Genomic DNA, 15,488 nt, shown 5'->3' with positions numbered 1-15,488 from the left:
AACACGCTTGCAGCACCCAGGTGACACAAAAAACCATCGCGCGTCGCTGACATCGCGCCTGCCCATGGCTTGCGATATCACAACGGCACGCACACGACAGCGCCTCTGCGACGATTGTGACGTGTTAAAAAAAACGCCGCGGAAAACCGCGGCGTGATGACCCTAACAAATCGGTGCGCGCGGCGCTTTACTGACCCTCGCCGAATTTCTCGGCGATCAGTTTCAGTAGTGCGTCCATGGCTTCCTTTTCGTCCGAGCCTTCGGTCTCGATCAGCACCGTGCTGCCGATTCCCGCGGCCAGCATCATCACCCCCATGATGCTTTTCGCGTTGATGCGCCGCCCATTGCGGCTCATCCAGATTTCAGCCTGGAAGTTACCCGCGAGTTGCGTCAGTTTGGCCGACGCGCGTGCGTGCAGGCCCAGCTTGTTCACGATAGTCGTTTCCTGTTGCAGCATGTGATGGTCCGAAAGCGCGGGTAATGATGTTATGAAGGATGAAACTGAAACCGTTAAAGACTGGTCGAGCCCTGCTTATGGGTGAGATCGGTCTCGGGCGGCATGGCCGGCACGCAATCGCCCATCACGGGAGCGCACGCAGGCGGCGCGGGCGAACCCGGAACAATCGTCTGCACGCCCTTGGTCGCGCCGGACAGCGCCTTGTCGACGAGCGTGTCGAGCGGCGTTGCGCGGTAGCAGACCGCACGCAGCAGCATCGGCAGATTCACGCCCGCCAGCACGCGCACTTGCGGCAGCGTCGCGAGCCGCGCGGCGATGTTCGAGGGCGTCGCGCCGAACATGTCGGTCAGCACGAGTGCGCCGTTCTCTTCCTTGAGCCGCTCAACCTCGGAGTAGGCGAATGCGACCACCTCTGCGGGATCGCAATCCGGCGACACGTCGATAACGCCGATACGAGCCGGTAAGCCACCGTAGACGTGCGCGATACAGTCCCTGAGCGCGGTTGCGAGAGGGGCGTGTGCAATGATCAGAATGCCTGCCATGTCAGCCTTGCTGCAAAAAAACGGCCCTGAACCGTGACCCGGTACGCACCGGGTCGTCACACCCTCGACCGGCCGATGGTCATGAGGGTCGGAACGGCGTTTCTCGACGCCCGCATATCCAGCCTGTGCGGCCCCGCAACGCGGGCGTGCTTCATGCCTGCTTCATCTCCGCAACCCGCCCTGCACGGCCGTTGGCGATGCTAACTGACGTGGCGTGCCGCTGAAGAGCGGGCATTGTAACAGGCTCATTTTCGCGCTTTCGCCACTTGTTCGCTCAGCCCCGCCGCCGCGCAACCCCGCGCAACCCATTAGCCGGCCGCACGCTCCAGCGCGTCGATGAACATCGCGGCGACGTCGAAGCCCGTCTGATCCATGATTTCGCGGAAGCACGTCGGGCTCGTCACGTTCACTTCCGTCAGCCAGTCGCCGATTGCATCCAGCCCAACCAGCAACAAGCCGCGCGCAGCCAACACCGGCGCCAGCGTTTCCGCAATCTTGCGGTCATGCTCAGTCAGCGGCTGCGCAACGCCAAGACCACCTGCCGCCAGATTGCCGCGCACTTCATTGCCCTGCGGAATGCGCGCGAGCGCAAACGGCACCGGCTGGCCGCCGATCAGCAAGATGCGCTTGTCGCCGTCCTTGATCTCGGGGATGAATTTCTGCGCCATCACCGAACGCGCGCCATCGTGGCTCAACATTTCGATGATCGAACCGAGGTTCATGCCGTCGGCCTTCACCCGAAACACACCCATGCCGCCCATGCCGTCGAGCGGCTTCAGGATCACATCGCCATGCTCGGCGTGAAACGCACGCAGGCGGGCGGCGTCGCGCGTCACCAGTGTCGGCGCTACGAACTGCGGAAACTCGCCGATCGCGAGCTTTTCCGAGTGATCGCGAATTGCCTGCGGCCTATTGAAGATGCGGGCGCCGCCGCGTTCTGCAAGCTCGAGCACCCACGTCGACGTCACGTATTCCATGTCGAACGGCGGGTCTTTGCGCATCACCACCGCGCTAAAGCTCTTCAGCGAGCGCGGCGCAGCAGCGTCGGCCGCATACCAGGTCTCACGATGGCCGTCCGACTGGTCGCCGACAATCGCAAAACGCTGCACGTTCGCCTCGACATCCGCCCCCGTCCACGCCAGGTGTTTCGGCTCGCAGGTGTAGAGCGTGTGACCGCGCCGGGCGGCCTCGGCCATCATCGCGTAGGTCGAATCCTTGTAGATCTTGAAGTGATCCAACGGGTCGGCGATAAACAGAATGTCCATGGGGGTCCTGATGCGCCCTGATGGGCTTGGCATGATGCGTTAAACAAGGGCGGCGTCCAGCTCCGCGCCGCCCGTCGGTCGGTCAGGCGCAGCTCCGCTGCGCCGAGGTGAAACGCGAGGTCCGAACTCAGACCTGGATGGCTTCCGGATCGGTCTTTTCGAGTTCGACCGAAGCGGCCAGCAGTCCGAGGCGCGCCACCACGCCATACATATAGAAGCGGTTCGGCGGCGCTGCACCCGGCTTCGCATGTGCGTCGGGCAACGCCGTGTGCTCGAAGCCGAGCGGCACAAAGTGCATGCCCGGCGCATTGAGGTTCTGGTCGCGCTCGCGGCTGCCGTGCACGCGGTAGAAGCCGCCTACCACGTAGCGGTCGATCATGTACACGACCGGCTCGGCCACTTCCTCACCGATGCGCTCGAAAGTGTAAACGCCTTCCTGCACGATCACGTCATGCACCTCGAGACCGTCCTTGGTGGCGGCCATCTTCGCCCGTTCGCGCTTGGTGAGCGCAGCGACTTCCGATGCGTCGTGCACGGTCATCACGCCCATGCCGTAGGTACCCGCGTCTGATTTGATGACCACATACGGCTTCTCGGAGATGCCGTACTCGCGATACTTCTTGGCAGTCTTCTTCAGCACGCCGTCGATTGCATCGGCCAGCGCCTGTTCGCCGGTGTGCTCCTGGAAATCAACCCCTTCGACGTGCGCGAAGTATGGATTGATCATCCACGGGTCGATCTCGACCATCTTCGCGAACTTCTTCGCGACGTCGTCATAGCAGGAGAAGTGCGTCGATTTGCGCCGTACCGCCCACGCTGCATGCAGCGGTGGCAGCACGTATTGCTCGTGCAGGTTTTCGAGGATCGGCGGAATTCCGCCGGACAGATCATTGTTCAGGAGAATCGAACACGGATCGAAGTTCTTCAGTCCGAGCCGGCGCGGCGTGCGTTCGAGCGGTTCGAGGACGATCTTCTGACCGTCCGACAACGCAATGGTGACCGGCCCGGCGACGCTCTCGTCGAGCGTACCGAAACGCACGTTCAGCCCCGCTTGACGCATGATGGTCGCCAGACGCGCGACATTCTCCAGATAAAACGCGTTGCGCGTGTGACGCTCCGGAATGACCAGCAGGTTCTTCGCGTCCGGACAGATTTTTTCGATCGAGGCCATGGCCGCTTGCACGGCAAGCGGCAACACTTCCTGCGGCAGGTTGTTGAACGCACCGGGGAACAGGTTGGTGTCGACCGGCGCGAGCTTGAAGCCCGCGTTACGCAGATCGACGGAGCAATAGAACGGCGGCGTATGTTCCTGCCATTCAAGACGGAACCAGCGTTCGATGGCGGGTGTAGCGTCGAGGATCTTCCGCTCGAGGTCGAGCAGCGGGCCGTTTAACGCCGTAACTAGGTGCGGAACCATTGATCACTCGCAGACTGGAGAAAAAAGATTGTAGAGCAAACGCTTCGTCCATTTGGGGACGGTTTCTCCATTCGCAAGCAGGCATGAATGCATTCTCGCTATCGGCGCCATAGCCGGCGGAACGGCTCCTCCAAAGCAGTTTAGCGCGATTCATCCGGAAACAGCAGATCAGAGACCACCAAGAAAAAGGCCCGCCAGAAGGCGGGCCAAAGTCGCTGCGCTTGATTCGTGATCGTGATCCGTAAAACCTTAAAACGTTGGGACCTTGAAACCTTATTCGACGTGCTCGCCGTGCAGGCTGACGTCCAGACCTTCGCGTTCCTCTTCTTCCGTCACGCGGATGCCCATCACCAGGTCGATGACCTTCAGCAGGACGAAGCTCACCACGCCGCTGTAGATCAACGTCGTCAGCACGCCCTTGGCCTGCAGGATCACGCTGCCGTCTGAGCCACCGATGTCCTTGACTGCGAACACGCCGGTCAGCAGTGCACCGACGATCCCGCCGACGCAGTGCACGCCGAAGCAGTCGAGCGAATCGTCATAGCCGAGCTTGCCCTTGAGCCACGTTGCCGACCAGAAGCAGATCACGCCAGCGGCGATACCGATCACCAGCGAACCGGCGATACCGACGAAACCCGAAGCCGGCGTAATCGCCACCAGACCAGCAACTGCGCCCGACACGATACCGAGCACCGACGGCTTGCCCTTGGCGATCCATTCAGCAAACATCCATGCGAGTGCTGCGGCTGCCGTTGCGACTTGCGTTGCGAACATCGCGAAGCCGGCACGGCCGTCTGCTGCCACTGCGGAACCTGCGTTGAAACCGAACCAGCCGACCCACAGCATCGCGCCACCGATCAGCGTCAGCGTGAGGTTGTGCGGAGCCATCACTTCCTTGCCGTAGCCGACGCGCTTGCCGAGCACCAGGCAGCACACGAGACCAGCGATACCGGCGTTGATGTGCACCACCGTGCCGCCTGCGAAGTCGAGGATGCCAGCAGCGGACAGCCAGCCGGTCGGTTCCCAGACCATGTGAGCGATCGGCGAGTAGACGATGATCGACCACAGCGTCATGAAGACCAGCATCGCCGAGAACTTCATGCGGTCAGCAAACGCACCCGTGATCAGCGCCGGCGTGATGATCGCGAAGGTCATCTGATACACGCAGTAGACCGTTTCCGGGATCGTCGGAGCCAGGTGGCTCACCGTCAGCGTGGTCGCCTTGTCGCCGTGGATATAGTTCATCCCGGCCATGAAGACGCGCGAGAAGCCGCCGATGAACGCACCACCAGGCGTGAAGGCGATGCTGTAGCCCACCACCACCCAGACGATCGTCACGACGCAGGTGATCGCGAAGCTTTGCATCAGCGTCGCGAGCACGTTCTTCTTGCGGACCATGCCGCCGTAGAACAGTGCCAGGCCCGGGATCGTCATGAATAGCACGAGCGCGGTGGAGGTCAGCATCCAGGCTGTGTCGCCGGAGTTGATCTTCGACGAGTCGACCGAGAACGGTGCGGTCGGTGCTGCCGGGGCCGCTGCTGCGGCGGCGGCCGAAGCGTCAGGTGCGGAGGCTGCGGTTGCGGCCGGTGCGGACGCGTCGGCGGCCGGGGCCGAAGCTGTGGCGGCAGCCGAAGCGTCAGGCGCCGGCGCACTCGCCGTCGTATCGGCAGGTGCCGAGGCGGCTGCGGGTGCGGAAGCGTCGTCCGCGAGGGCGGCGCCGACACCGCCCGCAAGGAGCGATCCGGCCATCAGCAGGGACATCATTAATTTGCGCATCTTCTTTTCCTCTTGTAGCTAGTCGCTATCGTTCTAATTACAGGGCGTCCGCCCCGGTCTCCCCGGTGCGAATCCGAATCACTTGCTCGATCGGCGTGACAAAAATTTTGCCGTCACCGATCTTGCCGGTGCGTGCCGCACGTTCGAGCGCTTCGATTGCCTGATCGACGATGTCGTCCGAGACCGCAGCCTCGATCTTCACTTTCGGCAGGAAATCGACGACGTACTCTGCGCCGCGGTACAGCTCGGTGTGGCCTTTCTGACGCCCAAAGCCCTTCACTTCTGTCACCGTGATTCCGGAGACGCCGATTGCCGACAAGGCTTCGCGCGCCTCATCGAGCTTGAACGGCTTGATGATTGCGGTAATCAGTTTCATGAAATCCTCGCTGTAATTGTTGCGTAACCCGTTTGCGTAACCCTGTTTCCCCTGAACTGTTGCGTCGATCCACGGTTGGTGCTCAAACCGCATTCGATGCAGCGCCGGTAAAGACGTCCCGGCGGTGCGCGCCGGGCAGTAACAGCAACTCGCATGCCATGTGAGTGTCACGATGGCTGGAACCGGTCCCCGAACGGGGCTCACGCACCCCTGGCCGGATGGCCAACGTGGTCGGGGGACGGTGGCGCGCCGCCTGGATCGTTGCTAGAGTGTTCGCAGGCAACGGAAACCAAAGCGCGCACCAAAGGCGCTCATGCGGCGGGACTGGTCAAGGGGTCATGCACCAGAATCGCGCATCGGAGAATCCGGAGCACAGACGTAATGAGATATGCACACTTTTTGTGCACCCAAGGGGAACACCATGAAACAACCGAACGACGTCTTCAACGATCTGCAGGCGCGCGTGAGCGATCTGCTCAAGAACTCGCCAGCCAAAGATGTCGAACGCAACGTCAAGGCCATGCTGTCGCAAGGCTTCTCGAGACTCGATCTGGTTACGCGCGAGGAATTCGATACCCAGACCCAGGTGCTGGTGCGCACGCGCGCCCGGCTGGAGGAGCTGGAGCGGCGCGTCGCCGAGCTTGAGCAGAAGCTGCCGGTGACCCACACGTCCTGAACAGCAGTCTGAATGCTGCACATCACAGGCAAGCGAGCCGTGACGTCATCAGCGTTTTAGGGAGTCGCGCGCGCCGCCGGCGCGCCGTCTGACGGGAGAAAACATGTCGCTTGCCGTGGTGCGCAGTCGCGCGCCGGCCTCTGGCCGCGCGCCCGAAGTAACGGTCGAGGTTCACCTCGCCAATGGATTACCCTCATTTTCGATCGTGGGCCTCCCCGATCTCGAAGTGCGCGAAAGCCGCGAACGCGTGCGCGCCGCGCTGCAGAACTGCGGCTTCGACTTCCCGGTTCGCCGCATCACCGTCAATCTCGCCCCTGCCGACCTGCCGAAGGAGTCCGGCCGCTTTGACTTGCCTATCGCGCTGGGCATTCTGGCCGCGAGCGGGCAGATCCCGGTGGAATCGCTCATGCATCGGGAATTTGCCGGCGAGCTTTCGCTGACTGGAGCGCTGCGGCCCATGCGTGGCGCATTCGCGATGGCCTGCGGCACGGCGCGAAGTCACGCGGCACAGGCGGGGGACGAAGGAACGACGAAGCTGACCGCGGGGATGGCGGCAAATGCGCAGTCTAATGTCACGCTTTCGATGTTGCGGCCAGACGCAGTCGAGTGCGCGCATCGAGCCTCCGAACTCTATCTGCCAGCGGCCAGCGCGTCCGAGGCCGCGCTTGTACCAGGCGTGGACGTCTACGGCGCAACCGACCTGCCCTCGCTCTGCGCCCATCTGGCTGGTGTACCGGATTGTCGGCTTACACCGGTCGCCGCCCCTGAACTCGCCGCGGCACCAGCAGCCTCGGCCGCGGACATGGCCGACGTGATCGGTCAGCGCGGCGCACGGCGAGCGCTGGAGGTCGCCGCCGCCGGCGGCCATCATGTCCTGATGGTAGGACCACCGGGCGCCGGCAAGTCGATGCTGGCTGCGCGGCTGCCGAGCCTGCTGCCGCCGATGACCGACGAAGAAGCGCTGACCTCGGCGGCGCTGCTGTCGGCCAGCATGTCGGGCTTCTCGCCGGCGCAGTGGCGGCAGCGGCCATTCCGCGCGCCGCACCATTCGTCGAGCGCGGCGGCGCTGGTGGGCGGCCGCAATCCGCCGCAGCCGGGCGAGATCACCCTGGCGCATCTGGGCGTTCTCTTCCTCGACGAAATCCCCGAATTCGACCGTCACGTGCTCGAGACGCTGCGCGAACCACTCGAAGCCGGGCGCATCACGATTTCGCGAGCGGCGCTTCAGGCGGACTTCCCGGCGGCCTGCCAACTGATCGCGGCAATGAACCCCTGCCCTTGCGGCTGGCGCGGCGACCCAAACGGGCGCTGCCGCTGCACGCCGGAAATCTCCGCGCGCTATCTGCGCAAGCTGTCCGGGCCGCTGCTGGACCGCATCGACATCCAGATTGAGATCCCTGCGCTCACGCCGGCCGAACTATCGGCGCGCTCCAGCGCCACCGGTGAGTCGAGCGCAGCCATCGCTGCCCGGGTGAGCGCGGCACGCGAGCGCCAACTAGCGCGGCAGGGGAAAACCAATCGCGAACTGAGCGGACGCGAGGTCGACGAGGTCTGCCGGCCCGACGCGGCCGGCGAAGCGCTGCTGCGCGAAGCGGGCGATCGCTTCGGCTGGTCGGCGCGTGCCTATTACCGGGTGCTGAAGGTGGCGCGGTCAATCGCGGACCTGGCCGGTGCGGACGTACCGACCGGCAGCCAGATCGCGGAAGCGGTTCAATATCGGCGCGCGTTCGCGGTTGGATAAAGCAAAAAAATAGCTGTCAAGACTTGACTTATGCACATAAAAGCATTCCTGACAAACTTGAAGTGAACTGAAAGGTAGGCGCGCGGCGTTTCGGCAAAGACCTTGATTTCATTGATTTTTCTAATTTCCCATTGGGACGGGAAAAGTTCCCGAAGGCCCGCCGGACGGGCATTCTAGCCAACTCATCAGAGGTTCTCCACAAAGTTATCCACAGGCACTGTGGGTAAAAGAAAAATCCCCATAAAATCCGGCTATTAGCGTCATAACCTGCGAAGCGACTTTCACTTTGCGCAGTGATCTGAGACACCTGTGGATCGCCAAGCGCGATGCTCAATACAGCTGGAAAGACTGAAAAAATTGGTCGACCTGCTCCTGGGGCAGCGGCTCATTGGCAATGATCGCCGCCTGGTAGGCGTGCCGGCCATGAGCGACAAACCGCGCGTAGATCGTGCGGGTTTCCTTTTGCTCGCCAGCTCTGCCGCTCAGCGTCATTTCCAGGCCGGGCACCTGGCCGCCCGCCGCCAGTGGAATCTGCACCGCGTGCCCGTCGGGCGCAGCGCTGACGTTGCGGGCGAGTCCAGTGCGCAGGAAGTCGAGCGCCGTGCGTTGGGTCTGCGGATCGTCGGACGGCAGTATTACGGTGCCCACCGCGAAGACGGCGTTGCCCGCTTCGGCGGTTTGCATCGCCATCCGCATTGAGGTCCCGCCAATGTCGATCTGGCGCGCATCGTTGCTCGGCTTGGCCGGCAGGTCGACGGTATAACCATTGTCGTTGTTCATGACCGTGCGCCAGTCGTAGGTCGGCGAGCAACCCGCCAGCAACCCGCCCACAGCCAGCCAGCAAGCGCTCGCGAGCAGCACGGAACGTAGCCGTGCCAGTCCGCACAGAACGCGGCGCAAAGCGGCGGCGCTCAGACGTACGGCGAAGTAGAACAGGAAGCTGGGGGATGACAGGCGAAACGTGCGTCGGAACATGAGGGCGAAGTCAGGGAAGGACGAGGCATAAAACCCTATTATCCGCTGACAGGCAACTCCCAGCCGCCTCGCCGGATTGAGGCTACAATACGTCGCAACGTTGGCGCGTGTTCTACGCGAATCTCGAGGTCCCGTCCATGAGCCCTACTCCTTCTGCCCCGGTGACGAAGCGCACCAGCCCGATCCGCTATATCGTCATGGCCGTGGTGGCCGGCGCGATCGCGATTGCCGGCTATTTCGCGTTCAACGGCCAGCAGCATGTGCCGGATGCCACCTTCACGCTGCTGTCCGGCCAGAAAGTCTCGACCGCCGACCTGAAGGGCAAGGTCTACCTCGTCAACTTCTGGGCCACCAACTGCGACACCTGCGTGCAGGAAATGCCGAAGATGGTCGAGACGTATAACCGCTTCAAGGGCAAGGGCCTCGAATTCGTCGCCGTGGCGATGAACTACGACGCCCCGATGTACGTGACCAACTACACTCAAACGCGTCGCCTGCCGTTCAAGGTGGCGATGGATGACGGTTCCGCAGCCAAGCAGTTCGGGAACGTCCAGCTGACGCCGACCACCTTTGTGGTCGACAAGGACGGCAAGATTCTGAAGCGCTACGTTGGTGAACCGCAATTCGCCGAGCTCGATCAACTGCTCGAGAAGGCGCTGAACGCGGCCTGAAGCACGAGAGCATTAAATAAAAACGCGCCGGTAGCGGACAGGTCTGCTACCGGCGCGTTGCTTTTGGAGCATTACCGCTCGCCCTCCCCCTTCGCCGCGAGCCCATAGCGCTTGATCTTTTCGTAGAGCGTCGCCTTGCCTAACTGCAGGCGGTCTGCCGCCACGGCCACCGCGCCACCGGTCTGCTCGAGCGCCTGCGCGATCACCGCCCGCTCGAACTGCTCGACGCGTTCCTTGAGCGACTGCGTATCCGCGGCTTCATCGACCGACGCCGTCATCGGATCCTCAGCCACGCCGAGCACGAGGCGGTCGGCCGCATTGCGCAATTCCCGTACATTGCCCGGCCAGTTGCGCTGCATCAGGCCGGCCCGCTGACGGTCGGTCAGGATCGGCGCGGGACGCTGATAGCGCACCGCCGCATCGAGCAGGAAATGCTCGAAGAGCGGCACGATGTCTTCGCGACGCTCGGCGAGCGGCGGCAGCGCGATGGTCACCACGTTCAGCCGGTACAACAGGTCGCGCCGGAAGGTGCCGGCCGCGACGTGCTCCAGCATGTCGCCCTTGGCGGCCGCCACGACGCGGCAATTCACGCGAATCGGCTGGTTCGAGCCGAGCCGTTCCAGCACGCCATCCTGCAGCACGCGCAACAACTTGACCTGGAGACCGAGCGGCATGCTCTCTATCTCATCGAGAAACAGCGTGCCGCCGGATGCGTGTTCGAGCTTGCCAACCCGGCGTTTTGCCGCGCCGGTAAACGCGCCTGGCTCATAGCCGAACATTTCCGACTCGAACATCGGCTCCGGTAGTGCACCGCAATTCACGGCGATAAAAGGCTTGTCACGCCGCGGCGATAGTTCGTGCAGGCTGCGTGCGATAAGTTCCTTGCCCGCGCCCGTATCGCCGTTGATCAGTACGGACGCGTCGGTCGGCGCGATGTTCGCAATCAGCCGGCGCACCTGTTCAATCACAGGACTGCGGCCGATGATGCGCGGCGCCACTGTGTTCTGCCCCGCCAGTTCGCGCCGCAGTGCGTGGTTCTCCAGCACCAGGGTGCGGCGTTCCAGCGCGCGCCGCACGGTCTCGATCAGACGCTCCGAGGCAAACGGCTTTTCGATGAAGTCGTACGCGCCGTCGCGCATCGCCTGCACGGCCATCGAAATATCGCCGTGGCCGGTGACGAGAATCACCGGCACGTCCGGCGCGCGTTCGTGGCACTGCGCGAGCAGATCGAGGCCACTCGCGCCGGGCAAACGGATATCGCTGACGATCACGCCCGGAAAATCCGCGCTGATGGAACGCGCCGCCGATTCGACCGATGCATGACCGGTGACATCGAAGCCCGCGAGCTGCAGACTTTGCACGCTCGCGCGACGCACCAGTTCGTCGTCCTCGATATACAGCACCGGCAAACTGTTGTTGACCATTGTCCCTCTCACCTTAAAGCGCCCGAGCGCATCTGAAGCCGCCTGAATTCAGGACCCCGTCGTAAGTGGATCCGTTGCCTGCACACGGGCCCGTCGCAGCGTGAGCACGAACAGCGCACCGCCGTCCGGCGCGTTGCGGGCGACGAGCGAGCCACCGGCGTCACGCGCGATCGACGACGAGATGGCGAGACCGAGCCCGAGTCCCTGGCCCATTTCCTTTGTCGTAAAGAACGGCTCGAAGAGCCGCGGCAAGACGTCGTCTGGGATGCCAGGCCCGTTGTCGTGCACCGAGATCGCGAGCGTCGCCTCCGTGGCTTCGATGTCGATCTCGATGCGAGGAGCCATGATGCCCACTGACGGATGGCCGCCCGCTGCATCCACGGCATTGCTCAGCAGATTGATCAGCACCTGCTCGAGTCGCAAATCATCGCAATTGGCGACAAACTCAGGATGCTCGTCAGACGGGTCGAAACGCGCGCGCGTGCCGGCTTCGGCGTCGACCACCGTCAACACCACTTCCACATCCTGCAAGCGCTTTTGCAGCAGCGCCAGCACATTGCGCAACGCACGCGCGAGTGGCGCACGCGCACTACGCGGCCGCGCCCGGCCCACGAACAGCTTCAACTGGTTGGTGATCTTGCCCATGCGCTCCGTGAGCGCGGCAATCGCTTCAAGGTTCTCGCGCGCCGACTCCTGATCGCCGCGTTCGAGGAACACCCGCGTGTTGTCCGAGAAGCCACGCAGTGCCGCCAACGGCTGATTCAACTCGTGCGTAATGCCCGCGGCCATCTGGCCAAGCGCCGCCAGCTTGCTCGCCTGGATCAGTTCGTCGTGCGCCGAGCGCAATTCCTGTTCGGCGCGCGTGCGCTCGCTCACTTCCTTTTTCAGTTGCTCGTTCGCCTGCGACAGATCCGCGGTCCGTTCCGCCACCCGCTGGTTCAACTCTGCATACGCGCGCTGCAACAACTCGCGGCTGCGGATCATCTCGCGCACGCGCGCGCGTCGCATTCTCCAGTAAAACGCCAGCAGACACAGGGAGATGTAGCCGAAGCCGGTCACGATCGCGTCGTTGCGAGCATCGGCGTCGACGGGAGCCACGCTCGCCAGGCTGATCAGTTGCCAGTCCGGTTCGCCCATCGCCCGGCGCGACGCAAGATAGCGCGGCGCATAACGCCCGCCGCCGATGCGCACGATCTGCGCATCGCCTTCGAGCATGTGTTCGATCGTCACCGGTAGCGGCGGAATCTCTTGCTGCGCATACTGACGCGTCTGATAAATCGAGTCCGCCACCGTCCCCGACAGCGGCCTCACCGTGTGGTATTTCCAGGCCGGCACGGACGAGAGAAAAATCACGCCATGATCGTCGGTGACGATCAGCGGCTCGGAGGCATCCGCGCCCTGAAACCATTCCAGATTGAGTTTGACGACCGCCACGCCGACGATCTGGCCGTCACGCCGCACCGGCTGCGAGATGTAGTAGCCGGGATCATGCGAGATCGTGCCGATGCCGAAGAAACGGCCTACGCCCCCCTTCACGGCATCCACGAAATACGGCCGGAACTGATACTCGCTGCCGACGAAGCTCTCCGGCTCTTGCCAGTTGCTCGCCGCGACGCAAAGCCCGTTCGCCTGAATGATGTAAGTGGCCGTGGCCCGCGCGTGGCGGTTGAGGTCTTCCAGATAGCGATTGGCGCGCAAGACATTTGGCGCGGTGGCACTCACCAGCACGTCCTGCACGAAAGGATGCTCGGCTAGCAGATAAGGCAGGGATTCATAGCGTTCCAGCGTGCTCTTGAGCGCACTGGCCGTGCGGTCGACGCGCACCGCGGCGTTGCGCCGCAAATTGTCGATGCCGCGCTGCCACGCGATGCTCCACGTGAGCCCGCACGCCGCCACGAGCCCGGCGGCGAGCGCGAACAGGATCAGCAGACGGCGCGTCACGTTGGCGAATTCCGGTGGATGGGCTGCGGCTATTGTGGCATAACGCGCTGGGGTCAAGCTCGCTGCGGCGGCCGCTCGTCTTCGGGCCGCCCTAGGCCAGCGGAACGACGTTTCGCTGCTGCGGGGTGGGGGCGGTGACGCCTTCATGTCAGCGCCCCGCCCGTCGCCCCTGACGGGTTCAGGCACCCGCCACTTCCGTTTCCGCTTCGGTGGCAGCAGGCACCTCGCCGCGCAGCACAGCGCGCAGTTTGTTGTGGTCCAGTTCCTTCTCCCAGGCCGACACCACCACCGTCGCAACTCCATTGCCGACGATGTTCGTCAGTGCGCGGCATTCGCTCATGAAGCGGTCGATACCGAGAATCAGCACCATGCCCGACAGCGGAATGGTCGGCACCACCGCCAGCGTCGCCGCGAGCGTGATGAAGCCGGCGCCCGTCACACCGCTTGCGCCCTTCGACGTCAGCATCGTGACGGCAAGCAGCGTGAGCTGCTGCGTGAGCGTGAGATCGGTATTGGTAGCCTGGGCGATAAACAGTACCGCCATCGTCATATAGATGTTGGTACCGTCGAGGTTGAACGAGTAACCGGTCGGCACCACGAGACCCACCACCGAGCGCGAGCAGCCGAGCTTTTCAAGCTTCAGCATCAACTGCGGCAGCGCCGCTTCCGACGAGCTCGTACCGAGCACGATCAGCATCTCTTCCTTGATGTAGGCCACGAAGCGCAGGATGCTGAACCCAACCATGCGGGCGATCGCGCCGAGCACCACCACCACGAACACGATCGAGGTCAGATAGAACGTGCCGATCAGCTTGAGCATGGGGACCAGCGAACCGATGCCGTACTTGCCGATGGTGAACGCCATCGCACCGAATGCACCGATCGGCGCGAGCTTCGTGATAATGCGCACCACACCGAACAGCACGCTCGACAGGCTTTCGATCAGATCCGTGACGACCTTGCCGCGCTGGCCGAGCGTCGCGAGCACGCTGCCGAACAGCATGGCGATCAGCAGGATCTGCAGGATTTCGCCTTGTGCGAACGCATCCGTGATCGTGTTCGGAATAATGTGCATGAAGAAGTCGACGGTGCTTTGACCGTGCGCCTTGGCGGCGTACGAAGCGACTTCCTTGCCGTCGAGCGTCGCCGGGTCGACGTTGAAGCCAGCGCCCGGTTTCAGCACGTGCGTAGCGACGAGGCCGAGCAGCAGCGCGAACGACGAAACGATTTCGAAGTACAGCAGCGCCTTGCCGCCGACCCGCCCGACCTTCTTCATATCCTCCATCCCGGCGATGCCGGTCACGACCGTACAGAAAATGATGGGCCCGATCACCATCTTGATCAGCTTGATGAAGGCGTCGCCGAGCGGCTTCATGTCGATGGCGAGGGCGGGCGAATAGTGGCCAAGAACGATGCCGACGAGGATCGCGGCGATCACCTGGACGTAGAGCACTTTATAGAAGGGTTTCTTCACGATGGTTCCTGCGATGTGGGTGAGCCAATGGCCTGCCACGCTGCGCATCAATGCGAACGAATAGACGTATCGCCTGTGCACGGCATCGGGCCGCGACAAGACGACAAACTCAGAAATACTGGGAAGGGAAATCGGACATCGTTGTCTCCATGCTTTAGTTGTCGGGCCTTTGCGGCCGCGCTTCTACTTTGCAAGGTCGATGCCAGTTGGGTTTAGATTCTATCTATCTGATTTTTATATATATTCTTGTTTTATGCGAGGCGCCGCGTCCAGCTTTCCGGAAATCCGGACGCGAGGTGTCGGGGATTCCGGACGGCGCGTCTAAAAAAAATGCCTTCCTCGCGGCAGGAAGGCATCCTCAATGGAATATCGGAGACTTTGTTCGCTGACTTGTTCAGTCAAAGTCGAACACGTCGAAAAGCGAGCGTTTTTTCCTGTATCCCGTGTGCCCCGATCGACGATCGTCGTACTTATGGTGGCTCTCGGTCGGATGCTCACGATACCGGTCGCGATGACCTTCCCGGTTCGGGCTCACGCCACTCTGCGTGCCGACGCGTTCCACGTCGTCGGCAATCAGCTTGTCGAGCTCACCGCGATCGAGCCAGACGCCCCGGCAATCCGGGCAGTAGTCGATCTCGATCGAGCGGCGCTCGGTCATCAGAAGGTCAGTCGTCTTGCAGACGGGGCATTTCATTGCGTTGCTCCTCAAAAGGGTAAGACATCGAACGCTCAACCTGGCGTGGTCCGTGTGGA

Annotated in this window: 14 protein-coding genes; 3 read left to right on the top strand and 11 right to left on the bottom strand. The window is 62.8% G+C overall.

Annotated elements, in window-relative coordinates; all coding sequences use genetic code 11:
* Nucleotides 1-187 precede the first annotated feature (187 nt).
* The 6 genes from P3T40_RS28655 to P3T40_RS28630 form a co-directional block, all read right to left on the bottom strand.
* A complete protein-coding gene (locus tag P3T40_RS28655) occupies nucleotides 188-457 on the bottom strand; it encodes an HPr family phosphocarrier protein (protein ID WP_429271084.1) in 270 nt (89 codons plus the stop codon).
* Between the two features lie 53 nt (nucleotides 458-510).
* On the bottom strand, nucleotides 511-999 hold the full coding sequence (locus tag P3T40_RS28650) for a PTS sugar transporter subunit IIA (protein WP_429271083.1): 489 nt from the start codon (nucleotides 997-999) through the stop codon (nucleotides 511-513).
* A 308-nt stretch (nucleotides 1,000-1,307) separates the two neighbouring features.
* On the bottom strand, nucleotides 1,308-2,264 hold the full coding sequence (gene gshB / locus P3T40_RS28645) for a glutathione synthase (protein WP_429271082.1): 957 nt from the start codon (nucleotides 2,262-2,264) through the stop codon (nucleotides 1,308-1,310).
* Nucleotides 2,265-2,391: 127 nt separating this feature from the next.
* Nucleotides 2,392-3,681, bottom strand: a complete 1,290-nt coding sequence (gene gshA, locus P3T40_RS28640) for a glutamate--cysteine ligase (RefSeq protein ID WP_429271081.1) — start codon at nucleotides 3,679-3,681, stop codon at nucleotides 2,392-2,394.
* Nucleotides 3,682-3,954: 273 nt separating this feature from the next.
* A complete protein-coding gene (locus P3T40_RS28635; protein ID WP_429271080.1) occupies nucleotides 3,955-5,457 on the bottom strand; it encodes an ammonium transporter in 1,503 nt (500 codons plus the stop codon).
* Between the two features lie 37 nt (nucleotides 5,458-5,494).
* The gene (locus P3T40_RS28630; protein WP_006048089.1) at nucleotides 5,495-5,833 is read right to left on the bottom strand and encodes a P-II family nitrogen regulator; all 339 of its coding nucleotides are present in this window, start codon (nucleotides 5,831-5,833) and stop codon (nucleotides 5,495-5,497) included.
* 421 nt (nucleotides 5,834-6,254) lie between these two features.
* Here P3T40_RS28630 and P3T40_RS28625 point away from each other — a divergent pair, with 421 nt between their 5' ends.
* Nucleotides 6,255-6,509 carry an accessory factor UbiK family protein gene (locus P3T40_RS28625; protein ID WP_429271079.1) on the top strand — a complete coding sequence of 85 codons (255 nt, stop codon included), beginning with the start codon at nucleotides 6,255-6,257 and terminating at the stop codon, nucleotides 6,507-6,509.
* Nucleotides 6,510-6,612: 103 nt separating this feature from the next.
* Nucleotides 6,613-8,250, top strand: a complete 1,638-nt coding sequence (locus tag P3T40_RS28620; protein ID WP_429271078.1) for a YifB family Mg chelatase-like AAA ATPase — start codon at nucleotides 6,613-6,615, stop codon at nucleotides 8,248-8,250.
* Between the two features lie 330 nt (nucleotides 8,251-8,580).
* Here the strand turns inward: P3T40_RS28620 and P3T40_RS28615 are convergent, their stop codons facing one another.
* Nucleotides 8,581-9,225 carry a hypothetical protein gene (locus P3T40_RS28615; RefSeq protein WP_429271077.1) on the bottom strand — a complete coding sequence of 215 codons (645 nt, stop codon included), beginning with the start codon at nucleotides 9,223-9,225 and terminating at the stop codon, nucleotides 8,581-8,583.
* Nucleotides 9,226-9,362: 137 nt separating this feature from the next.
* Here P3T40_RS28615 and P3T40_RS28610 point away from each other — a divergent pair, with 137 nt between their 5' ends.
* Nucleotides 9,363-9,896, top strand: coding sequence for a TlpA disulfide reductase family protein (locus P3T40_RS28610; protein ID WP_429271076.1), 534 nt, complete (start codon nucleotides 9,363-9,365; stop codon nucleotides 9,894-9,896).
* A gap of 71 nt (nucleotides 9,897-9,967) precedes the next feature.
* Here the strand turns inward: P3T40_RS28610 and P3T40_RS28605 are convergent, their stop codons facing one another.
* From P3T40_RS28605 to P3T40_RS28590, 4 genes are all read right to left on the bottom strand, one after another.
* On the bottom strand, nucleotides 9,968-11,320 hold the full coding sequence (locus P3T40_RS28605; protein ID WP_429271075.1) for a sigma-54-dependent transcriptional regulator: 1,353 nt from the start codon (nucleotides 11,318-11,320) through the stop codon (nucleotides 9,968-9,970).
* Between the two features lie 48 nt (nucleotides 11,321-11,368).
* Nucleotides 11,369-13,408 carry a sensor histidine kinase gene (locus P3T40_RS28600; RefSeq protein WP_429271074.1) on the bottom strand — a complete coding sequence of 680 codons (2,040 nt, stop codon included), beginning with the start codon at nucleotides 13,406-13,408 and terminating at the stop codon, nucleotides 11,369-11,371.
* 31 nt (nucleotides 13,409-13,439) lie between these two features.
* Nucleotides 13,440-14,735: a dicarboxylate/amino acid:cation symporter gene (locus P3T40_RS28595; protein ID WP_429271073.1), complete on the bottom strand. Its 1,296-nt coding sequence runs from the start codon at nucleotides 14,733-14,735 to the stop codon at nucleotides 13,440-13,442.
* Nucleotides 14,736-15,129: 394 nt separating this feature from the next.
* Entirely contained in the window at nucleotides 15,130-15,429 is a 300-nt protein-coding gene (locus P3T40_RS28590; protein ID WP_429271072.1) for a zf-TFIIB domain-containing protein, read from the bottom strand.
* Nucleotides 15,430-15,488 lie beyond the last annotated feature (59 nt).

It is taken from the genome of Paraburkholderia sp. EB58 (assembly GCF_050436665.1).
GTDB lineage: Bacteria > Pseudomonadota > Gammaproteobacteria > Burkholderiales > Burkholderiaceae > Paraburkholderia.
The sequence above is the reverse complement of the archived record's forward strand: the minus strand, read 5'-3'. Positions and strand labels throughout refer to the sequence as shown.